Annotated in this window: 12 protein-coding genes and 1 tRNA gene; 10 read left to right on the top strand and 3 right to left on the bottom strand. The window is 70.0% G+C overall.

Translation table 11 applies throughout. The features are described 5' to 3' along the window. The first annotated feature begins 74 nt into the window (after nucleotides 1-74). Nucleotides 75-159, top strand: a tRNA-Leu gene (locus K7W41_RS03745). Nucleotides 160-579: 420 nt separating this feature from the next. Here K7W41_RS03745 and K7W41_RS03750 read toward each other — a convergent pair. After that, nucleotides 580-1,356 carry a hypothetical protein gene (locus tag K7W41_RS03750; protein WP_224604865.1) on the bottom strand — a complete coding sequence of 259 codons (777 nt, stop codon included), beginning with the start codon at nucleotides 1,354-1,356 and terminating at the stop codon, nucleotides 580-582. Nucleotides 1,357-1,484: 128 nt separating this feature from the next. Between K7W41_RS03750 and K7W41_RS03755 the strand changes: the two genes are divergently transcribed. Then, nucleotides 1,485-1,712 carry a hypothetical protein gene (locus tag K7W41_RS03755; RefSeq protein ID WP_221089319.1) on the top strand — a complete coding sequence of 76 codons (228 nt, stop codon included), beginning with the start codon at nucleotides 1,485-1,487 and terminating at the stop codon, nucleotides 1,710-1,712. Between the two features lie 141 nt (nucleotides 1,713-1,853). Here K7W41_RS03755 and K7W41_RS03760 read toward each other — a convergent pair whose 3' ends face one another. Next, entirely contained in the window at nucleotides 1,854-2,447 is a 594-nt protein-coding gene (locus K7W41_RS03760; protein WP_224604867.1) for a GNAT family N-acetyltransferase, read from the bottom strand. Continuing rightward, nucleotides 2,444-2,851, bottom strand: coding sequence for a ketosteroid isomerase-related protein (locus K7W41_RS03765; RefSeq protein ID WP_224604869.1), 408 nt, complete (start codon nucleotides 2,849-2,851; stop codon nucleotides 2,444-2,446). Before K7W41_RS03765 ends, K7W41_RS03760 begins: the two co-directional genes overlap by 4 nt. Before the next feature lie 313 nt (nucleotides 2,852-3,164). On the opposite strand from K7W41_RS03765, the gene K7W41_RS03770 reads away from it, so the two are divergent. The 8 genes from K7W41_RS03770 to K7W41_RS03805 all read left to right on the top strand — a co-directional run bounded on the left by K7W41_RS03770 (nucleotide 3,165) and on the right by K7W41_RS03805 (nucleotide 22,163). After that, nucleotides 3,165-4,511, top strand: coding sequence for a hypothetical protein (locus K7W41_RS03770; RefSeq protein WP_224604871.1), 1,347 nt, complete (start codon nucleotides 3,165-3,167; stop codon nucleotides 4,509-4,511). A gap of 106 nt (nucleotides 4,512-4,617) precedes the next feature. Then, nucleotides 4,618-5,649 carry an A/G-specific adenine glycosylase gene (mutY, locus tag K7W41_RS03775; RefSeq protein WP_224604873.1) on the top strand — a complete coding sequence of 344 codons (1,032 nt, stop codon included), beginning with the start codon at nucleotides 4,618-4,620 and terminating at the stop codon, nucleotides 5,647-5,649. A 406-nt stretch (nucleotides 5,650-6,055) separates the two neighbouring features. Further along, nucleotides 6,056-6,886, top strand: coding sequence for an isoprenyl transferase (locus K7W41_RS03780; protein ID WP_224604875.1), 831 nt, complete (start codon nucleotides 6,056-6,058; stop codon nucleotides 6,884-6,886). Nucleotides 6,887-7,615: 729 nt separating this feature from the next. After that, nucleotides 7,616-8,110, top strand: a complete 495-nt coding sequence (locus K7W41_RS03785; protein ID WP_224604876.1) for a hypothetical protein — start codon at nucleotides 7,616-7,618, stop codon at nucleotides 8,108-8,110. Nucleotides 8,111-8,140: 30 nt separating this feature from the next. After that, the gene (locus tag K7W41_RS03790; protein ID WP_224604877.1) at nucleotides 8,141-10,435 is read left to right on the top strand and encodes a hypothetical protein; all 2,295 of its coding nucleotides are present in this window, start codon (nucleotides 8,141-8,143) and stop codon (nucleotides 10,433-10,435) included. A 164-nt stretch (nucleotides 10,436-10,599) separates the two neighbouring features. Continuing rightward, complete coding sequence (locus K7W41_RS03795; RefSeq protein WP_224604878.1) at nucleotides 10,600-13,398, top strand: DUF11 domain-containing protein; 2,799 nt, start codon at nucleotides 10,600-10,602, stop codon at nucleotides 13,396-13,398. A gap of 2 nt (nucleotides 13,399-13,400) precedes the next feature. Continuing rightward, nucleotides 13,401-18,152, top strand: a complete 4,752-nt coding sequence (locus tag K7W41_RS03800; RefSeq protein ID WP_224604879.1) for a DUF11 domain-containing protein — start codon at nucleotides 13,401-13,403, stop codon at nucleotides 18,150-18,152. Nucleotides 18,153-18,179: 27 nt separating this feature from the next. Further along, nucleotides 18,180-22,163 carry a beta strand repeat-containing protein gene (locus tag K7W41_RS03805; protein ID WP_224604881.1) on the top strand — a complete coding sequence of 1,328 codons (3,984 nt, stop codon included), beginning with the start codon at nucleotides 18,180-18,182 and terminating at the stop codon, nucleotides 22,161-22,163. Nucleotides 22,164-22,365: the final 202 nt, after the last annotated feature.

Consider the following 22,365-nt stretch of genomic DNA (forward strand, 5'->3'; position numbering starts at 1 on the left):
CAGTTCCGGGCTTCACCGTTAAAGTAAGCGAGCCCTGAAACGCGCCCCAGCGCGGGCGCCCCCACCAAAAGCGTGCCGAGGTGGCGGAATTGGTAGACGCACTAGTTTCAGGGACTAGCGCCGCGAGGTGTGTGGGTTCAAATCCCATCCTCGGCACCAGAAAGACCCCCAGTGAATACTGGGGGTTTTTTCGTTGTGGGGTGAAGAGGGCAGGGCGAGGCTTCAGGGCCCGGGAACGCTGGAAGGGGCAGCCGTCAGAATAATGGTGCGCACAGTTTTCGAGCGGTGCCGGGAGGCCGTGGCGAGAACGTCTCCTGGGACGTCAATCCCGTCATCCCCTCCCAACCTTGCCCGAAAGGGCGAAGGGTAAAAACAGTGTGTTTGGCGAGCGCCACCACACAGGATTTTGAAACGGTTTGCACCGTTGCCAGAAGAGGTTTGCCGTTGCTCGTCTCCTTCAGGCCAGCAGTGCCGCGTCAGATGCCCACCACCGACCAGCACTGCTGCCGGCCCTGTTCCTGCCGGACGCCCACGACAAACCCCCTGGTCTGTTCACCAGGGGGCGTTCGCGTTTAGGGCTTACTCTTCGTCGCGGCGGTTGTTCCAGCCACGGTCCGCGCGGGCGCGGGGGCGGAATTCGCCCTGGCCCTGGTCCTCGCGGGGGCGGAAGGCCGGACGGTCACCACCACGGTCGTCGCGGGGGCGGAAGCCACCACGGTCGCCGCCCTGGAACCCACCACGGTCTTCACGGGGACGGAAGCCGCCCTCGTTGCGGTCACCACGGAACCCGCCCCGGTCGCCACCACGGTCGTCGCGGGGGCGGAAGCCACCACGGTCGCCGCCCTGGAACCCACCACGGTCTTCACGGGGACGGAAGCCGCCCTCGTTGCGGTCACCACGGAACCCGCCGCGGTCACCACCACGGTCGTCGCGGGGACGGAAGCCACCGCGGTCGCCGCCCTGAAAGCCGCCACGGTCTTCACGGGGACGGAAGCCGCCGCGGTCGCCGCTCTGAAAGCCACCACGGTCGCCGCCGCGGTCTCCACCACGGAAGCCGCCCTGGCCCTGGCTTTCGCGCATTTCACGCATCTCGCGGCGCAGGCCACGGATTTCCTTGGCCTGGGCTTCGAGCATTTCCTTCAGCTCGGCCAGCACGCCCAGCAGCTCGTCGGCGTCAATGTACTCGTCCTCTTCGCCTTCGGCACCGTCGGCGCTCAGGCCCGCTTCCTCGTCGGCTTCCTGGGCGTCCAGCACGGGGTCCTCGTCGGGCTCGCCCTGCAGCTGGGGGATGATGTCGCGCAATTCTTCAGGCGTCTGCTCCTGTTCGGTGGGGCGCAGTTCGTTGTTGTCGGTCATGGGGTTCTCCTTTGTTCGGCACGGCGGGAAGGGCCACGCTGGGGGCGGGCACGCAGCCGCGTGCGGCGTACCCCCGAGTGTAGCACCCGGGGCTGCGGGCGCCCCCAGGCGCCCCGTACTATGAAGCCATGTTCGGTCGCCGCGTTCCGCCCCACATCGTGTTCCTGCTGAGCCTGCTCCTGGCGGCGCTGTGCGGCTGGGCCGCGTATGTCGCCTTTGCCCGGGGCAGCACCCTCTGGGGCGCGGTGGCCGCCGTCTTCGCCGTGTGGTTCGTGGTGGACGCCGTACGCTCGTACAGCTGGGCGCAGAACAAGAAGCGATTGGAGGCCGAGAAGGCGGCGCAGGGGCGGAAGTAAGGCGCAGAGGTCAAGTCAGGTACAGGGGTCGAGGGGTCCAGGGGTCGAGCAGTCGAGAGGGGGCCCGTCTCGACCCCTCGACGGCTTGACCCCTCGACATCTGAACGTCTCAACCCTGAAGCGCGACTTCTTGGTGCCCCCTCAGCCCCCCGCTCCACGCACCCAGAAGCGCATGAGGTGGTCTGACTCGCCCGGCTGGTCCACTTCCGGCCAGGCGAGGTGGGTGTGCAGGTCGGGCTGTTCGCGGTAGCCACGCGCGGCCCAGAAGGCGTTCAGGGGGCGGTAGGTGGCGGGGCGGGCGGAGTGGTCCTCCGGGCGCACCACGGCGCAGAAGCTGGTGACGCGCAGGCCCAGGCGCTCGGCGTGGGCTTCGCGCTCGTCGAAAAAAGCGTGGCCCAGGCCCCGGCCCCGGTACTCGGGCCGCAGCACGCTCTCGCCCAGGTACAGCACCGTCTCCGGGTCGGTGGGCGACGCCAGGAAAGGAGAGAGGATCTCGGGGCCCTCCTGGGTCAGCGGCAGGGCGCTGCTGGCGCCCACCACCTGCTCGCCGTCGCGCGCCAGCACCAGCAGCAGGTCCGGCGCGGCGAGGTAGCGGCGCAGGTACGCTTCCTCGTAGTCCGGGTGACCGTCATACAGGTACGGGTACTCGCGGAACACCAGCGTGCGTAGCCGGGCCAGTTCGCCAATCAGGGCCAGGGCGTCCGGGCCCCGCACGGCGCGCACCGTCAGGCTCAAGTGCTCACCTGCCGGGTCCAGTCCGCGAGGTTGTAGTAGTTGGTCACGCGGGCAATCTGCCCGCCCCGCACCTCAAAAAAGGCGCCCACCGGCAGGGTGTAGGTCTGCCCCCGGGCTTCGGGCAGGCCGGGGTCGGTGCGCAGGTAGGTGCCGTGAATGGTGAATTCGGCCGCCGCGCGCAGGCCGTCGGGGGTGACCATCACCACCACGTCCTGCGCCTGCTCGCGGTAATGGGCGTTCATCTTGTCCAGAAAGGCCGCAAATGCCTCCAGGCCGTGCTGGGTGTCGCCCTCATTCACGTCGTGGCGCACGTCCGGGGTCAGCAGGGCCAGCATGCCGGGCCAGTCGGCGGCGTTGAAGGCGGCGTAGTAACGGCGAATCAGGGCCTCGGTGGCGGCGTGCATGCCCGCAGCATAGGGCGCTGGCCAGTGGGGAGAGGGAACGCGCCCGGCCCCGGACAGGGGGAGAACGCTGGGCGCGGCAGGCGCGTGCCAGGGGCGGAGGCCAGGACAGTGCCACTCTGGTGTGGCCCCCGGAACAGGCCGCGACCACCCCCGCCGCGGCGACACCTACACATCACGCCTCCTTGCCAGAAATTGCGCGCTGCTCCGGCGCGGATTTCTGCTACTTTAGGAAAAATTTATTCTGCTGTGCCACAGAAGCCGGTCCCAGCCCTGGGGGGAGACAGGACTGACGGGGCCGCGGAGGAGCCCACCCGTGAACGCAACGCGCTATGTCATCACCCGTCCCTGTCTGCAAGAAGGCAGCCTGCGTCTGCTGAAGTACCTGAGCGCCACCTTTCCAGCAGCGGGTCCGGTCACGTTGGTGGATGACCGCGGCCAGGAGCACACCGCGCAGGTGGACCCGGCGCGGCAGCGGGTCTGGGGCCTGGGCGGGCTGTATCACGCGGGCCATCTGGGCGTGAACGACGTGCTGCTGATCACGTCGCTGGCCCCCGGGCGCTATCAGGTCGAAGGCATCGTCAAGCCGCATGCGCCGGCACCCGCGCCGCGCCGCGAAGCGCCCCCCAAGCCCGAAACCCGGCGCGTGGTCGTCAGCGCCACCCCCCACGTGCGCGAGGTGCGCGTGCAGGAGGTGCGCGCCGGGGCCCCCGAAGCGGCCCCGGTCAAGGGTGCCGAGCGCCGCGAGCCGGGCGCGCCCGCAGCGGCCCAGGTGGGTGTGGCCCAGGTGAATACGGCCCAGCAGGGTGCGCCGGTCATCGCGCCAGTGCTGGCCCAAACGGTGGCCTCCCAGCCCCCAGCCCCAAAACCAGCCGCCGCGCGCGCCCCCCAGGCGGCGCCCCAGCCCACGGCCGAGGGCGTGGGCGCGCCGGCCGCCACGGTGCGCCCGCTGGACGTGCGCTTTCCCGCCGCTGCCCCGGCCCCCACACCCGCTTCGCCCGAGGCCCAGCTGGCCGAACTGGCCCGGCTGACCGGCTACCGCCTGGACACCCTGGGGCCGGGTGTGGTGCGCCTGACGGCGGACCTGGGCGCGCACGGCTACGCGGTGCTGGTGGCCACGGGTGAGGCGGGGCTGCAGAGTGCCGCCTGGAAAGAGGCCGCCGACTTCCGCCTGCTGCTGACCGCCGAGAGCGAGCGCCCCGCAGGCGTGCCGCGCCTGACCCGCGAAGCCCTCTCGGCCCTGATTGACCACGCGCACCTCGCGCCGCTGTCGGCGGTGGACCTGCGCGGCTACTGGAAGGCCGGCTCGGTGGACCTGGAATCGGCCGCCAGCGTGGCGGAACTGGTGGGCGCGCACCTCGCGCAGCGCGGCGCATTCAGCGCGGTGCTGCTGAGCCTCGCGCAGCACCCGGCCCACTCGGTGGTCAGCGCGCAGCGCCTCGCCGAGCGGCTGGGCAGCGCGGTCACGCCCGCCGAACTGGGCGCCATTCTGGACACCCTGACCCGGGCGCCCTTCCTGGCCCTGAGCCCCCTGCCGGGCGGCGGCTACCTGCTGCGCGCCGGGGTGCCGGAATTGCTGCTGGAACTGGCCGAATACGCCGAGGGCGTGCGCCGCCGCCTGCGGGTGCCCGCCGGGCAGGGCCGCGAGGCCGTGCGCGCCTGACCCCACACGGCCCGGTTGCGCCCTGGCCCGGCCGCCCACAGCCACCTGAAGCCGAACCTTGCCCCCCACCACGGTCCCCGGATCACCGCGCCCCTACACTGGCGCGGTGATTGCCTTGCCCCCAGAGCCGCTGCGCGCCGCGCTGCTGGCGTGGTTTGACCGCGCCGGGCGCGACCTGCCCTGGCGCCGCGGCCCCGAAGGCGGGCGCGACCCCTACCGCGCCTGGGTGGCCGAAATCCTGCTGCAGCAAACCCAGGTGGCGCGGGGCCTGGGCTACTACGAACGCTTTCTGGCTGCCTTTCCCACGGTGCAGGCCCTGGCGGCGGCCCCCTTGGAAGACGTGCTGAAAGCGTGGGAAGGCTGCGGCTACTACGCCCGCGCCCGCAACCTGCACCGCGCGGCGGCCCAGGTGGCTGCCCAGGGCGCCTTTCCGGGCAGCTACGAAGGCTGGCTGGCCCTGCCCGGGGTGGGGCCCTACACGGCGGCGGCCCTGAGCAGTTTCACGCTGGGCGCCCCGCACGCGGTCAACGACGGCAACGTGCGCCGGGTGCTGGCCCGGCTGTATGGCGAGCGGGCCCCCAGCCCCGCCTGGGTGCAGGCCCGCGCCGACGCCCTGCTGGACCCGGCGCGCCCCGGCGCCTGGAACGAGGCGGTCATGGATCTGGGCGCCACGGTGTGTACGCCCAAAGCCCCGCGCTGCGCGCCGTGCCCGCTGGCCCAGTGGTGCGCCGCGCGGGCGTCGGGCGAGCCGACGGCTTATCCGGCCCCTAAGGTACGCGCCCCGGTGCAGGCCGTGCAGGCGGTGGCCGCGCTGATTGGCAGCCGCGAGCGGGCCCACCTGGAACGGCGCGAGGGCACGCTGCTGGGCGGCCTGATGGGGCTGCCTGCCGAGGCGCTACTGGCTGGCGAGTCCCCCGAAGCGGCCCTGGCCCGGCTGTGCGCGCGCCTGGGGGCCACCCCGGGGCCGCTGCTGGGGCAGGTGCGCCACGGCATGACCCACCGGCAGGTGACCCTGCACGTGTACCGCGCCCAGGCCGAGTTGCCCTTGCAGCCGGTGGCCCAGGCCGCCCTGGCCCGCCTGGACCAGAAGGCACTGGCCCTGGAGGCTGCCCGGCAGGAAGGGCTGTTTCCGGCCTAACACTGGGCCGCTGGTGGGGGAGGGCAGAGCGGCCCGGCCACCCTGTCAGAGTTCTGTGAGACTGCTGGCGGATCAGGTCCGTTCCCCTGTTGAGCCGTGGTGGAGGCAAGGCGCCAGTGTGAGCTCGGTCACCCGGCCCGCAGCTTTTTTCCTTGGTCTTGCAAAACTCTGACAAGGCGGCAGACGGGCGCTGGGCGCGGCTTGAGCGTGAATGCGGGGCAGTGACCCGCGCGGGGGACCAGAGGGCGGCGCCCCCATGCACGCCGCTGCCTGTGCCGGCTGTTGAAGAAGGTCCGCCCCACGCCGCCTGACGAATCCCTTCGCCCCCAGAGGGCGCTGCCCGGGCCCGCCTGCGTCTTCGGGAGGACGCGGAACCAGGGAAGCGGGCGCTACACTGCGGGGCGATATGTCGTCCGAGCCCGTGAAACTCGCCTTCCGCGCCTTTCAGAAGGCCAGACATGCGGCGCGTGGCGCGCTGGTCTGGGGCTACGAGCAGCGGCTGGCGCGCGAGGTGGCCGCACACGGCCGCCTGCCCCGGCACCTGGGCCTGATTCTGGATGGCAACCGCCGGTTTGCCCGCGCCAGCGGCCTGCAGCGCGAGCTGGGGCACTCGTTTGGCGCCGACAAGGCCCACGAGGTGCTGCAGTGGTGCCTGGAACTGGGCATTCCCACCGTGACCATCTGGGTGCTGTCCACCGACAACACCAGCCGCGACCCGAATGAACTGGCCCACATCCTGAGCCTGCTGGAGCGCGAAGCGCGCAGCCTCACGGTGGACCCGCGCATTCACGCCAACCGGGTGCGGGTGCGGGCCATCGGGCAGCACGAGGGGTTTCCGCCCGCCGTCCTGCAGGCCCTGAGCGAACTGGAAGCCAACACCGCCCACTACGACGGCATGCGCCTGAACATTGCCGTGGGCTACGGCGGGCGCGAAGAAATTGTGGACGCGGTCAAGCGGCACCTCACGCGGCAGGCCGAGGCGGGCCTGAGTCTGGCCGAAGCCGCCAGAGCCCTGGCCCCGGAGCACATCGGGGCGCACCTGTACGCCGCCGACGTGCCAGACCCGGACTTTATTATCCGCACCAGTGGGGAAATCCGCCTGTCGGGCTTCATGCTGTGGCAGAGCGTGTATTCCGAGTACTACTTCTGTGACGTCTACTGGCCTGGCTTCCGCCGGGTGGACTTTCTGCGGGCCCTGCGCGAATTCCAGGGCCGCGAGCGCCGTTTCGGCCGGTAAAAACAGGGAGAGCGGGAGGCCACAGCAGCCTCCTCCCCTGCCCAGGTGCACCGCTGCGCAGGGGAGAGGTGAAAACGCGCTCGGGGCCAGTCAGCAGGCGTTCAAGTTGGCCTGTCGGGCCAGACCGGGCACACCAAGAGGGCTGGGCGCCGGAAAAAGGGGGCGCCACCCGGCCTCGCGCGGTTTGCCGCCTGCCTTGATTCCTACAATCAATGGTGCGGACACTTTTCAAGCGCGGCGAGTGGCCTACGGAAGAACGTCGTCTGGCACGCCCAACTCGCCGCCCCCCCCTCCCAACCTCCCCCACGAGGGGGGAGGGGAAAAACAGCGTGTTCGTCAGGCTCTCCTCTGTGAAACGCTGAAACTGTCCGAACCCTTGATAAGAAGGAGCTCGGCTCATCTGTTCTTCCCGCCCGCATTGCCCTCGCCGCCAGGCAGTGCGCAGGGCCTTTGACGGGGGGGGGAAACCCCTCTCCCCCGTCGGGGGCGTGCCGGGACCGTGGCCGCAAGGTCAAAGTCCATCAGGACGGGAAAAATCCCTCGCCGCAGGGCAGCCTCCAGGGGCGCGGCACAACTGACCCCAAAGTCATCTTCATCTTACAGAAAACGTGTAAGTCGGGCGTAAGAGGGCCAAATCTAGCCTTCTGGCAGTGCTGGCGCCGCTTGAGGGCTGGCGACGTTGCCCCCACCGCCCCAGCCATCCACCCGACCCTGAATGAAGGAGACCTCATGAAACGCCCCCTGCTCACCGCGCTGCTGTCCCTGGCGGGCCTCGCCCTGGCCCAGGGCAAAGCGCCTGTCGCGCTGACCCTGACCATGAACCTGGTGAGCAGCGTGAAGGTGGACGGCAAGACCACCGAGCAGCTGACCCCCAACCCCGGCAGCGTGCTGCCCGGCCAGGTGCTGAGCCAGGTGGTGACGGCGCGCAACACCAGCGCCGCGCTGCTCCGCAACGTGCCCATTACCCTGCCGGTGCCCAAGAACACGGTGTATCTGGCCCCCGAACAGGGCCTGGGCAGCGCCCGCGCCGAGTATTCCATTGACGGCGGCAAGACCTTTGCCCCCGCGCCGCTGAAAAAGACGGTGACGGTCAGCGAAAACGGCAAGGCCGTGCAGAAAGTGATTGAAGTCAAGCCCAGCGAATACACCACGGTGCGCTGGACGGTTGCGGAACTGGGGGCGGGTCAGACCCTCAAACTCGGCTACCGCGTTCAGGTCAAGTAAGGCCCCCTCTCCCCGGTTCGGAGGAATCCCATGAAGAAAAGCACCACCCTGCTCGCCCTGATGTCCGCTCTGGCTGTTGGCAGCGCCAGCGCCGCCGGCACCCTCTCGGGCACCACCATTCAGAACACCGCCACCGCCAGCTTTCAGGACCCCGGCAACCCCGGCACCACCATCAGCAGCACCTCCAACACCGTGTCCACCGTCGTGCTGCCCAAGCCCGGCTTTGACATCGTGTTCACGGGCGGCACCGCCGACGCGGGCACCCAGAATGACCTGAGCACCACCACCGTGGTGACCAGCGGCGCCGTGCCCGGGCAGCGCGTCGTGACCGGCTACTCGGTCGTGAACAACGGCAACGTGGCCCTGACCGTGAACCTCAGCGCCGACACCACCGGCGCCGACGCCGGCCAGACGGTGCAGTACTTCTTGGACGCCGACGGCAACGGCGTGGCCGACAACAACACCCCCCTGACCCAGGTGACGGTGGCGGCCGACGATCCCGCCACCACAAGCGTGGACGAGGGCCTGGTCAAGATCATTCAGGTGATCACCCTGCCCACCAGCCCCGCGCAGATCAACTCCACCAGCGTGTTTGGCGCTTCGCCGGAAGGCTCGGTCACGGGCACGGCGGGGAGTGACCCCCTGGTCACCCCCGGCAACGGCTACGCCAACGGCACCACCGTCTACGAAGAAGGCAAGGCGGTGGACACCGACCGCCAGTTCACGCGCGTGACCGTGTTTGTGCCCTCGCTGGACAACACGCCCAACATCCCGCCCTCGAACCCCGTGGACACCACCGGCACGCCCATCACGGACCTGACCAAGGTGCCGCCCGTGACCCCGGTGGACGTGCCCACCGAAACGACCGGCAAGCCCAACGACCCCACCCCCGTGGTGAGCGTGCCCGGTTACCGCAACCCCACCCTGACCCCCGGTGACCCCACCCCTGGCGGCACGCCCATTGCCCCGAACGTGGCGGGCGACGCCCAGATTGCGTACCCCACCGCCGACCTGAACAACACGCCGGACGTGGTGACCTTTACCAACAACCTGACCAACCGCAGCGGCGCGACCGACATGGTGCAGCTGTTCCCCACCCTGGCCAACGGCACGGTGGACCCGGCCTACACCTTCAACCCCACCACGGGTGTCTTTACCAACACCACCACGGGCGTGAGCATCCGCTTCCTGGATCCCATTACGGGTAACCCCATTGCGGTCTCCACCGACCCCAACAACCCCACGGTGGCGCAGTACCCCACGGTGACGGTGCCCAACAACACCTCCGTCGTGTACCGCACGGAAGTCACCTTCCCTGACCCCGACGACACCTCGGTCACCCCGGCCGTGACGGTGCTTGTCGGCGCCGACTCGCTCAAAGACGCCGACCTGGTGTCCAACAGCAACACCACCGATACCATCCTGCCGCCGGCCATGCAGTTTGGGGACGCCACGGTGGCGCAGGGCGCGGTGGACCGCGCCCCCGTGGAAGTGGTCATTCCCGGCGGCACCCAGAGCGGTATTGCCAGCCCCAACAACACCGACGGCACCGCCGTGTTCCCCATGGACGTGGCCAACAACGGCCAGTACAACGACAGCTACACCCTGTCGGGCAGCGTGACCTTCACGGACGCCGTGACGGGCAACCCGGTCGTGGTGCCGGTGCTGTACTACGCCGCTGACGGTTCGCTGCTGCCGCGCCTGAACACCAACTCCAACAGCCCCGACTACAACAAGTTCGTGACCCCGGTCACGGCCCCCGGCACCGAGTTCAAGGCCTTCGCTGTGGTGCAGACCCCGGCTGGCGTGCGCACTGGCGACTACACGGTCAGCCAGACGGCCCTGGCCAACTACAGCACCATCACCCTGACCGACATCAACAACGTGATCCGCGTCTCGCCCAACGGCAGCGTGGCGGTCGCCAAGTTCATCGCCAAGACGGGCGTGGCTGCGGGCAGCAACCCCGCCAACGGCATTGCCAACCCCGCGAACTACACCGCGACCGGGGCCAACGGCGCGCAGCCCGGCGGCACCCTCAGCTACCGGATCATCGGCAAGAACAACTACAACCAGACGGTGAACGGCTTCTTCCTGAGCGACACCGTGCCCGCCAACACCACCTTCGTGAGCGTGGCCCTGACCCCCGCCCCCACCAAGACCATCTACCGCGTCAACGGCGGTGCCTGGACCGCTGTGGCCCCGGCCGCTGGTCTGGCCGCCGGTACCGTGATCGACGTGGCCGTGGACGCCGACAACAACAACCTGCCCGACAGCCTCACGGCGGGCAACACCCTGAGCGCCGACTTCACCGTCACCGTTCGCTGATGCTGCGCAGGGCCCCCGGTGACATACACCGGGGGTCCTTTTTTCTGCTCCTCTGGACGCCTCTTTTTTCGTAACACCCCTGTCAGAACGTCAGACCTATTTTTGAGTTGAAGCACATTTGCGTGCGCCACCCCCCTTCCCTTTGCCCGCAAGGAGATCCCTCTGTGAAGCGTTCCCCCTCCCTTTCTGCCACGCTGGCCCTGACCGGGCTGCTGTGCGCGACCTCGGCCTGGGCCGCGGGTACGCCGGCGGGCACCGAGATCATCAACCAGGCCACCGCCGAGTTCGACCCGCCGGTGCCCACCGATCCCGGGCGCGCCACCTCCAACACCGTGCGCACGGTGGTGCAGGCGGTGTGCTCGGTCAGCGTCACTCCGGACGGCACCCTGGCCCAGCCGGCCTACAGCGCGGCCCTGCTGCCCGGTGAGCGCGCCGTGTTTGCCTACACGGTGGTCAACACCGGCAACACCACCGGCGAGTTTCCGGTGTCGGCCCGCACCGAGGCCAGCAGCACCCTGACCCCGCCCGTGCGCGTCGTGCGCGACCTGAACGGCAACAGCCAGCCGGATGCGGGCGAACCCACCCTGACCAGCCTGACCCTGGCCCCCGATGAGCGCGTGCCGGTCCTGTTGGTGGTGGACACCAGCAGCGCGGACAGCGCCCAGGGCGACGCTTACGTGAATCTGGTGGCCAGCTGCGCGGGCGGCGAGAACCCCGACACCAATAACGTGAGTCTGGTACGGGTGGGGCCGCCCCCGGTGCTGGGCGTGGAGAAGACCTTCACCCCGGCGCTGGTGCGCCCCGGCAGCGAAACCACCGTGACCGTGACCACCCGCAACGGCGGCCAGGGCGAGAGCCGCGAGGTGGTGCTGACCGACCTGCTGGACACGCAACTGGCCCAGGGCCTGGTGTTTGTGCCCGGCAGCGCCCGCACGAATGTGGGCACCCTGGAATACACCACCGACGGCGTGACCTGGAGCGCGCAGGAAACCGCCCCCGTGCGCGGCGTGCGCGTGCGCGTGGCCAGCCTCGCGCCGGGCGCCGCCATTACCCTGACCTTCCGCATGCTGGCGACCCCGCAGGCCGAGGGCCGCGTGATTCCCAACACCGCCACCGCCCGCACCGGTGGCCGCGAGGCGTCGGGCACCGCCAGCGCCGACGTGCGCTACCTGCCCGCCGTGGCCATTGGCCCGGTGGGCAACCCCGAGGCCCCCGAAGGCACCGCCGCCGACACCCAGCAAAAGCCCTTTGCCGTGGTGGGCCAGCAGGTGTGCTTTGACCACACCGCCAAGAACACCGGCGACGTGCGCGACACCTTCCGCTTGACCGTGACCTACCCGCAGGGCGCCGCCCGCGCGCAGTTCCTGACGGCCACCGGGCAGCCGCTGGCGCAGCCCATCGCCCTGGACCCGGGCCAGACCGTGTTTGTGCGGGTGTGCTACGACGTGCAGGCCGGGCCGCTGGACGCCCTGATCACCATCACGGGCGACCGCGGCACGAGCAACACCACCCGCGATCAGGTGGCGGCCGTGGAAGGCGGCCTGCCCGAACTGCGCAAGAGCTACGCGGCCACCACCCAGGGTGCGGGCGGCGCGGCCGTGCCGGTGCCGGCGGGCGCCACGGTGGCAGCGGGCGACACGGTCACCTACACCCTGACCGTGCGCAACCCCTACACCCGGCCCCTCACGAACGCGGTGGTCACGGATCCCCTGCCGGCCCATGTGGACTTCAAGGAAGCCTCGGCGGGCGGCGTGGTCAGCGGGCAACCCGGCGCCCAGACGGTCACCTGGAACCTGGGCACCCTGGCGCCCGGCGAAACCCGCACCCTGACCGTGGTCACCCAGGTTTCCACCCGGGCGGTGGACGGCGAGGCGCTGCGCAACACCTTCAATCTGGTCACCACCGAGCTGACCAACCCGCTGCCCAGCAACGAGGTGGCAACCCCGGTGTGGACTGCGCAGCTGCTCATCCGCAAGGACGTGAGTGCCCAGGAAGCGGGCTTCGGCGACCGCCTGACCTACACCCTGAACATCACCAACGCTTCGGCCACCACCGCCATCGTGAACGCGGTGGTGACCGACACCCCGGCGCGCGGCCTGGCGTACATCCCCGGCACCAGCCTGCTGAACGGCAAGCCCATCCCCGACCCCACCATTGAGGGTGGCGTGCTGCGCTGGACCCTGGCCGAGATTCCGGCGGGCGCCACCGTGAGCATTACCTACCAGACCCGCGTGACCCCCGAAGCCACCGGGCAGCTGGTGAACACCGTTGTGGTGAGCGGCACTGGGGCCGGCGGCGTGGCGCGCGCCATCGCCAGCAACCGCGCCACCGCCACCACCAAACTCAATCCGCTGAAGTTCGCGCCCCTGGCCGATCTGGTGGGCACGGTGTTCGTGGACCGCAACCGCAACGGCCTGTTTGATCCGCTGCTGGACACCCCGGTGCCCGGCGCCCGGGTGCTGCTGGCGGGTGGGCGGCAGGTGCTGACCGACGTGGGGGGGCGCTACTCGTTCCCCAACGTGCCCCTGGGCACCCACGCCCTGCGCCTGGACCCGGCCTCGGCGCCCTTCCCGCCGCTGCACGTGCCGCAGGACGGTGGGCTCAGCGGCACGCAGACCGTGTACGTGCGCGGCCTGACCAGCGTGGACTTCCCGCTCGCCCCCCTGGGCGGCGACATTGACGCCCTGCGCCGCACCGTGCTGATCGTGGGCGACGTCAGGGTGGAGAAAGAGGTCTATGCCGTGGACGGCGGGTACGTGGTGATCCTGCGTCTGAAGACCCCCCGGGCGCTGGACGACGTGACGCTGCTTGACCCCCTGCCGGACGGCGCGACGCTGAAAGAAGGCCGCAATACTTACACCGGTAGCCTGGGTGCAGGTGAAAAAGTCCTCACCTACCGCTTCGACTGGACAGGTGAGCCCCGGGCGGCCACCACCGATCCGTCGCTGAGCTGGAGGTACTAATCGTGAACGCAAACAAGTGCCTCGCCACCGTTCTGACGGCCCTGCTGGCGGCCGGAACGGGCGCCGCACAGGAAATCAGCACCAGCCTGCCCCTGACCAGTGTGGGTGACCGCCTGATGTGGACGGTGGGTGACCAGAACCTGAACCTGGACGTGCCCCTGAGTGGCCGCGTGCGTCTGGAGCTGTACAGCCCCCGCGTGGACCAGGGCGACTACCGCAGCGACACCTACTACGGCGACGAGCAGTACGACGCCAATCGCAACGACGTCACCACCACCTTCACGCTGGTGAACGAGGCGGGGGTGACGGTCCTGAGCCGCACCTTCACCCCTGGCGAGCACGCCTGGGAAACCCTGCTGGACCAGGAGCTGCCCGCCGGGCGCTACCGCCTGCAGGCCGTGACCAGCGGCAACGGCAAGAACACCTTTGCGGTGCGCCTCGCCGGCATCAGCGCGGCCATCAGCGCCGAGCGTCTGAGCGTGAACGTGCATTCGCGCGACTGGGTACCAGCCCTGAACGTGCAGGTGGACGGCGACGGCCACGTGCTGCGTCTGTACGACGGCGACGGCCCCCGCGAACTGGAAGCAAGACTGCGCGACGAGCAGGGCAACACCTATCCACTGGCCGTCAGCGCCGACCTGAGCTTCAGTGACCTGCCGCTGCCTGCCGTGAGCGGCAACTACACCGTGGAACTGCGCCAGCCCGCCACGGCCAAACAGTTCAGCAACACGGTGGGCTTTTCACTGACCCGCGCCGGTGCCCCGGTGCCGCTGGGCGTGGCGCGGGTGGACCAGACCGGTCTGCTGCGCGTGACGGCCGAACTCGTGCTGCCTGGGGGCACCCAGCCCACCCAGGTGGGGGCCCTGGTTGGTCAGACTTCTGTGACAGTGGACGGCACCCTGGAACAGCGCGTGCCGGCCGGCACCTACGCCGTGACCCCGGACCCGGTGCCCGGCGCCGAAGTGACTGTGGCCAGCCCCAGCGTGACCGTGCCGCGCGGCGGCAGCGGCGAGACGCGCATCCAGGTGCGCCCCCAGGTGGACCTGAGCCTGGACACCGACAAGCAGGAACTCTGCGTGGGCGACACGGTGACCTTCACCGCCCGCGCCGCCACCGCTTATGCCGGCGAGCTGCCCCTGACCGTGAGCCTGGACGCCCCGGGCCTGGACCTGCAGGGTGTGCCCAGTCTGGACAGCACCCTCAGCGCCGCGCGCCCCGGTGAGCTGCGCCTGAGTGCCGTGGCCAACCGCCCCGGCCCAGTGACGGTGACCGCCCGCCTCGCCCCCTGGACCCAGGCGCGCACCGTGACCCTGAATGTGCGGGCCGACGCGACCCCGCTGCAGCTGACCCGCGAGCCCCTGCCCAGCGCCCAGCCCGGCAGTGAGGTCACCGTGGCCCTGCGCGTGCGCAATACGGCCGCCTACGCGGTGCCCTTCCTGCTGACCGACACCAATGCGGGCGGCCTGGAGGCGCTGGAGAGCCCCACCTTCAGCGGCACCCTGGCGGCAGGCGAGGCCCGTACGCTGAGTTACCGCGCCCGCGTGACCGGCGCCGAGGCCGTGACCTTTACGGGCGCCCTGCGCAGCCCCGAGTGCGCCGCCACCCAGACGGTGGGTGGCGCACTGGCGGTGCAGCCGGTCCCCGCGCAGCCAGCCACCCCTGAGCCCACCCCCGCCCCCGAGGCGCGGCGCGCCAGCACCGTCAGCCTGCCCTTTGACGCCCCGGTGCAGGCCCGCGAACTCGTGGTGGCCCACCGCGTGCCGCAGGGCGCCGAGTTCGTGGCCGGCAGCAGCCGCGTGAATGGGCAGGCCCTGCCCGATCCCGTGCGTGGCCCCAGCGGCACGCTGTACTGGGTGCTGCCCCGTTCGGCCTTTGTGCAGGGTGAGGCGGCGTGGCGCGGCACCGTCACCTACGACCTAGCCCACACCGGCGCGCTGGGCGCGTTGGACCGCCCCGCCCTGCTGGCCCGCTACGCCGGCGAGCGGCGCGAGGTGCTGGAAGGCGAGCTGAGCGAGGCCGATCTGGCCGCCGCCCAGCCGCTGAATGCCCCGGCCGCTGTGACCGAGAACCCCGGCGCCATTAAATTCCCGCTGCAGGGCAGCCTGATTCGCATCCGCGACCGCATCAATGTGCTGGTAAACGTGCCCGCCGGGCAGGACCCCAGCCTGAGCGTGAACGGGCAACCGGTGGGCGAAGACCGCATTGGTCAGGTCACCACCAACGAGGACGGCAGCCGCCTCGTGACCTTTGTGGGCGTGCCGCTGCGCGCCGGACAGAACACCCTGCAGGCCGGCGCTGATACCGTGACGGTGCAACTGGTGGGCGCCACCGCCCGTGTGGACCTGATCCCCGTGAGCCTCGTGGCTGACGGCAGCACCCCGCTGCGCCTGAAGGTGCGCGCCCTGGACGCGGCCGGCAACCTGACCGACCAGGACACCGTGACCCTGAACGCCAGTCTGGAGCCGCGCGTGGGCGACGCCGACCCGGCCAGCCCCGGCTATCAGGTGCGCCTGAAGGGCGGCGAGGGCGAACTCGTGCTGCAACCGCAGGCGGCCCCCACCACCCTGAGCGTGGCCGTGGCCCTGGGCCAGGCCGTGACCACCACCCGGTACGACGTGCGCCCCGACAGCAGCCGCGTGGGCGTGGGGCTGGTCAGCGCCACCCTGGGCCTGGACGGCAACCTGAACCTGGGTGACGACCTGACGTGGCAGGCCCGCGCTTCCTACGAAGGGCCGCTGGCGGGCGGCAAGCTGTACGTGGCCGCCGACAAGGACGGCCTGCCCACCGACCAGGACACCCTGAAGCGCTTCTCGCTGTACGGCGACAGCTCGGTGGCCTCGGTGCCGCTGCAGGGGGCCGACCCGGTGGCCCTGCGCTACGACCACCCCAGCTTCCAGGTGGCCTACCGCCGCAGCGCCCTGCCCATTGACGTGCTGCCCGTGGGCGAGCAGCTCACCGCCCTGACGGCCAGCACCAAGGGCAACGTGCAGCTCAGCGGCTTTGCGGCCCTGGTGCCCGGTGACCGCATCAGCGGTGAGCGCCTCGTGCCGGAGAACACCCGCCTGCTGCGCCTGGGGCGCACGGGCATCAGCCTGGGCAGCGAAACGCTGGAAGTCGTGACCCTGGAAAAGGGCACCGGCAAGGAACTGCGCCGCGTGCCCCTGGCGCGCAACGTGGACTACATCCTGGACACGCGCACGGGCGTCATTACCCTGACGCGCGCCCTGGACCGGGTGGACGCCGACCTGAACGACGTGGTGGTGCTGGCCAGCTACCGCCTGGAGAGCCCGCTGGCCGGCCGCACCCTGGCCGCCGGGGCCCAGGCCAAGTACGTGGGCGAGGGCTACGCGGTGGGCGTGGCCGCCGTGAGCCTGGATGGCCGCGTGACCACGGGCGCCCGCGCCACCTACGACAATGGCACCCTGCGTGCCGACGGCCTGCTGGCCTACTCGGGCGGGCTGCAGGCCAGCGCCGACCTTGGCGTGAAGCTGGAGCGCACGGCCGTGCAGGCTCGCGTGCGCTACCAGGACAGCCAGTACCAGGGCCTTGCGCCCTTTGCCCCGGGCCTGACCCTGGGCGCCAGCGTGGACACCCGCCTGACCGACCAACTGAGTGCCAGCGTGCAGGCCGAGTACGCCCGCACCGCCGCCACCCAGGGCGGCAGCGTGACGGCGCGGGCCGACTACCGCCTCGCGCCCTTCAGTGTGGGGGCGGGCCTGCGCGCCGCCTACGGCACCCAGTCTGGCCTGGGGGCGGTGCTCAGCGCCGGCTACCACCAGTCGCCCATTGATGTGGACGTGACCCATGTGCAGCCCCTGAGCGGCAACTTGGACCCCGTGACTACGGTGACGGCCAAGTACGCCGTGAGCGACACCCTGAGCGTGGGGTTGAGCGACGAGTACAACTGGAAAACGGGCCACCGCGCCTCGCTGAGCCTGAACAGCACCGTGGGCACCACCAACTATCAGGTGGCCTACGACTTGCCTGCCGCTGGCGGCCAGGGCAACCGCGCCCGCTTTGGCGTGAGCACCGCCCTGCCCCTCTCGGAGCGCCTGACCGCTGGACTGCGCGGCAGCGCCCTGTACGACGTGAACGCCAGGACCAGCGAATTTGGGGCGGGTGTGGACCTGCTGTACAAGGCTGACCGCTTCACCGCCACCACCGGCACCGACCTGACCCTGAAAGGCGGGCAGATGGGCGTGGTGCTGCGCGGCGGCCTTTCGGGGCAGCTCAGCGACCACCTGACCCTGAGCGCCGACGGCCTGGGCGAATTTGGCGCGGGCAAGAGCGGCGTGCGCGCGGCCGTGGGCTACGCCTACCGCAACCGCACCTTCAACAGCCTGGGCACCGTGCGCTACGTGAACGGCAGCCTGGCGGGCGGCCAGCCCGAACTGAGCAGCAACTTCGCCGCCGAGTACCGCCAGCCCACCTGGGCCGCGCGCGCCGGCCTGGACACCCGTACCCTGCTGGCCGACCCGGGCAGCTTTACCGCGCAGCTGGGCCTGGGCGCCACCTACTACGTCACCGACCGCATTGGCCTGGGCGCCTGGGGCCGCACCCTGACGCAGCCCAGCAGCGGCACGGCCCAGTACGGCTACGGCCTGGAAGCCTCTTTCCGCGCCCTGCCGGGCACCTGGATCACGGCGGGGTATAACCCGGCTGGGTTCACGGGTTTGGGCAATGCCTACACCAAACAGGGGGCGTACCTGCGCCTGGACCTGACTCTGGACGAGACCCTGGGAGGGGAGAAGTAAATGGGCGCTCACGCAATACGGAGCAATGTGAAGGGCCTGTTCTCACGACTGTCGCGTTTGGCTGTCGTGGGGCTGGGCATGGCGGCGCTGGGCAGCACGGCCCAGGCGGCGGCCAGCTACTGCACGGCGGTGTATTCCGTGCAGACCACGCCAGCGATCAGCGCGATCAACCCCAGCACCGGCGCGCAGCTCAGAAGCTTCGGCATTACGGGCGCAGACCCCAATGCCCAGGCCCTGAACCCGGCCGACGGCCTGCTGTACTACTTTGACCGCAACACCAACCCGGAAACGCTCTACAGGCTCGATCCCAAGGTGGGGGCGCCCAGCGCCACGGCTGTGGGCCAGATGACCAACAGCTTTGGTTCGACCCTGGTGGGGGCCACCTTCGCCTCGGACGGCACCCTGCTGACCTACTGGAGCGACGCCACCATCAGCGCCGTGAACATTGCCACGCGCACCTTCGGGGCGTCCCGGCCCATCACGGGCTCGGATATTGACGCTGCCGGCGGCACCAACGGCGACATCTCCTTTGATCCCAGTGGACAGCTGTGGTCTATCAGCAACACCACGGCGGGGGCCAGCGCGCTCTACCGCCTGACCCCCAACGGGACCAACACCGCCTACACCGCCACCAAAGTGGTGACCATCAGCGGCACCACTTCCAACTCGCTGAACGGCCTGGCCATTGACCCCGTGACCAACCGCTTCTACGTGTCGGTCAGCGGGTCGCTGTACGGCCTGGACAATCTGAGCGGCGGCTCCGGGGCGGCCACACTGAAGGGCTCGTTGCCCGGGGTGAGTGACCTCGCGTCGTGCAACGTGGTGCCCAACACCCCAACCCTGAACAAGAGCTTCTCGCCCAGCCCCCTGCAGGCGCCGGCCACCACCAGCACCCTGACCCTGACGGTGGGGAACAGCAACCTGGCGCCCTACTACCTGTACAGCGATCTGGTGGACACCATGCCCACCGGCATGACGGTGAACACCGGCAGCCTGGCCGGTACCTGTAAAACCTCGGTCAATACCCTGACGGCCACCGCCAACGCCATTACCCTGGCGGCAGGCGCCACCATTCCTGTGGGCGGCTGCACCATCACCGCCACGGTGAACGTGGCGAACACGCCGGGCAGCTACACCAACACGGTGTCGGCCAACACGCTGCAGGGCTCCACCGGGACCCTGACCACGACCACCACAGCCACCCTGGTGAGCAACACCGCGCCCACCATCAGCAAGGCTTTTGCCCCGGCCACTGTGGCGCTGAATGGCACCAGCACCATCACCTTTACGGTCACCAACCCCAACCCCAGCACCAACCCCGCGCTGACCAACCTGAACTTCACCGACACGCTGAGCGGCATGAACGTGGCCAGCACCACCATCGGCGGCACCTGCGCGGCGACCAACAGCCCGGCCCTGACGGTGGGGGCCACGGCCCTGAACCTCACGGTGCCCACCCTGGCGGCCAACAGCAGCTGCACCATTACGGTGAGCGTGCGCGGCACCCAGATTGGCGTGAACCCCAACACCACGAGCGGGGTGAACAGCACGGAGACGCCCACGCGCGGCGCCGCGTCCAACAGCCCCACCCTGACCGTCACGCCCCTGGCCCCGGTGGTCAGCAAGAGCTTTAACCCGGCCAGCGTGCCCCAGGGCGGCACCACCCAGCTGACCATCAATGTCACGAACCCCAATGGCGTGGCGGCCACCGCCTTCACCCTGACCGACGATATCGCCGCCACGACGGGCCTGACGGGCCTGACTATCAGCGGCGTGACCACCGACACCTGCCGGGGCGCAGGCACCGTGACCACCACCTCGGGCCGCTACGCCCTGACCGGCGGCACCCTGCCGGCGGGGGGTTGCTCGGTGGTGCTGAACGTGCAGGTCCCTGCGGCAGCGGCCACGGGCCCCGCGACCAACACCATCGCCGGTTCATCGGTGACGGGCACCATCAACGGCCAGAGCCTGCCTGCGCCAAGCAATGCCACGGCCGGACTGACTGTGACCCCGGTGGCCGATCTGGCCATCACGAAAACCGACGGTGTGGGGGCCGTGAACGCCAGCGGCACGACCACGTACACCCTTCGCGTGACGAACAACGGCCCCAGTGCCGTCACCGGCGCCACCCTGACCGACGCCGCGCCGGCGGGCCTGACCTTCACGGCGGTGGCCTGCTCGGGGACCCCCGGGCAGTGCACGGCGGGCACCACCCCCAGCGTGATCCAGCTGCAAAACGGCTACGCCCTGCCCGCTCTGGCGAGTGGTCAGTTCTACGAGATCACGGTGACCGCCACCGTGACCGCCACCAGTGGGAGCGTGGCGAACACGGCGACCATCGCGGTGCCCAGCGGGACGACCGACCCCACCGCCGGCAACAACAGCGCCACCGACACCGACACCGTGACCCCCGTGGCCGATCTGGCGATCACCAAGACCAACGGGGTCAGCAGTGTGACCACCGGGACCGCGACCACCTATACCATCCGCGTGACCAACAACGGCCCCAGCAGTGTGACCGGCGCGGTGCTGAGGGACGCGGCTGCCACCGGCCTCACGAAGACAGCAGTGGCCTGCTCGGGCACCCCGGGGCAGTGCAGCACGGCTCCGACGATTGCCCAGCTGGAAAGCGTTGGTGGGTTCGCCCTGCCCGCTCTGGCCAGTGGTCAGTTCTACGAGATCACGATCACCGCGAACGTCACCGCTACGACGGGCAGCGTGTCGAACATCGCCACCATTGCCGTGCCCAGCGGGACGACTGACCCCACCCCCGGCAACAACAGCGCCACCGACACCGACACCGTGACTCCGGTGGCCGATCTGGCGATCATCAAGACCAACGGGGTCAGCAGTGTGACCACCGGGACCGCGACCACCTACACCATCCGCGTGACCAACAACGGCCCCAGTGCGGTCACCGGCGCGGTGCTGAGGGACGCCGTTGCCACCGGCCTCACGAAGACAGCAGTGGCCTGCTCGGGCACCCCGGGGCAGTGCAGCACGGCTCCGACGATTGCCCAGCTGGAAAGCGTTGGTGGGTTCGCCCTGCCCGCTCTGGCCAGTGGTCAGTTCTACGAGATCACGATCACCGCGAACGTCACCGCTACGACGGGCAGCGTGTCGAACATCGCCACCATTGCCGTGCCCAGCGGGACGACTGACCCCACCCCCGGCAACAACAGCGCCACCGATACCGACACCGTCAGCGTCACCTTTGATCTGGCGGTCACCAAGACGGGGCCTGCGTTTGCCAAGCCGGGCGACACCTTCGCCTACACCATCCGCGTGGCCAACACCACGGCCACGGCCAGCGGCAGCGTGACGGTGACCGATGTGCTGCCCGCAGGCCTGACCTTCGTGAGCGCCGACAATGGCGGGACCTACACTGCGGGCACCCGCACCGTGACCTGGACCCTGACCAGCGTGGCGGCCAACGCGAACACCGACCTGACCCTGACGGTCACGGCGCCGGCTGACGCCACCATCCGGCCTGTGGGCGGCGTCAAGAGTGTGCAGAACACCGCCAGCCTCGTGGCCGCGGGCGACACCAACGCCGCCAACAACACCTCGGCGGCCGTGACCACCCGCTTCGTCCTGAATGACGTCGCCAAGCGCGTGCGCAACGTGACGGCCGATGTGCGCGACAATGGCGGTGTGGCCCGCTTCGGGACGACGGGCGGCGGCAAGCCCGGCGAGGTGCTGGAATACTGCTTGGACGCCAGCAACCTGGGCGGCGCCGACCTGCCCGGCTACGTGCTGACCGACCAGGTGCCCGGCAATGTGGACGCCCTGCTCACCGCCTATGACGCCGAGGAGCCCAGCGCGGCCACCGGCTTCGGGGTGAAGGTCACGCGCGCCGGGGTCACCTACCGCACCAGCGCGGCCGACGCCGACACCGGCACCCTGACGACCACGGGCGGCACCTTTGGCCGGGGCACCCTGACCCTGAACCTGGGCACCCTGACCGCTGGCGAAACCGCCACCGCCTGCTTTCAGACCACCATTCGCTGAGCAGAAACAAGCAGCGGGCGCCCTTTCCAGAACATGGAAGGGGCGCTTTTCTTTGGGTTGACGAACGTGGCTGTAGCGGCGTGGGCTGCACAGCGGGCCACGGGGCCGCGCAGCCCATACAAAGGTTAGAGCAGTTGATAGAAAGATGATGTTGGTTCTTGACCCTCTCCCCTCGTGGGAGAGGGCCTCGCGCAGCGAGGGG

Source organism: Deinococcus multiflagellatus (assembly GCF_020166415.1).
GTDB classification, from domain to species: Bacteria; Deinococcota; Deinococci; order Deinococcales; family Deinococcaceae; genus Deinococcus; species Deinococcus multiflagellatus.

Coding starts and splice junctions, on each gene's coding strand:
- K7W41_RS03750 (WP_224604865.1), bottom strand. CDS start 1,356: ATGACCGACAACAACGAACTGCGCCCCACCGAACAGGAGCAGACGCCT.
- K7W41_RS03755 (WP_221089319.1), top strand. CDS start 1,485: ATGTTCGGTCGCCGCGTTCCGCCCCACATCGTGTTCCTGCTGAGCCTG.
- K7W41_RS03765 (WP_224604869.1), bottom strand. CDS start 2,851: ATGCACGCCGCCACCGAGGCCCTGATTCGCCGTTACTACGCCGCCTTC.
- K7W41_RS03780 (WP_224604875.1), top strand. CDS start 6,056: ATGTCGTCCGAGCCCGTGAAACTCGCCTTCCGCGCCTTTCAGAAGGCC.
- K7W41_RS03785 (WP_224604876.1), top strand. CDS start 7,616: ATGAAACGCCCCCTGCTCACCGCGCTGCTGTCCCTGGCGGGCCTCGCC.
- K7W41_RS03790 (WP_224604877.1), top strand. CDS start 8,141: ATGAAGAAAAGCACCACCCTGCTCGCCCTGATGTCCGCTCTGGCTGTT.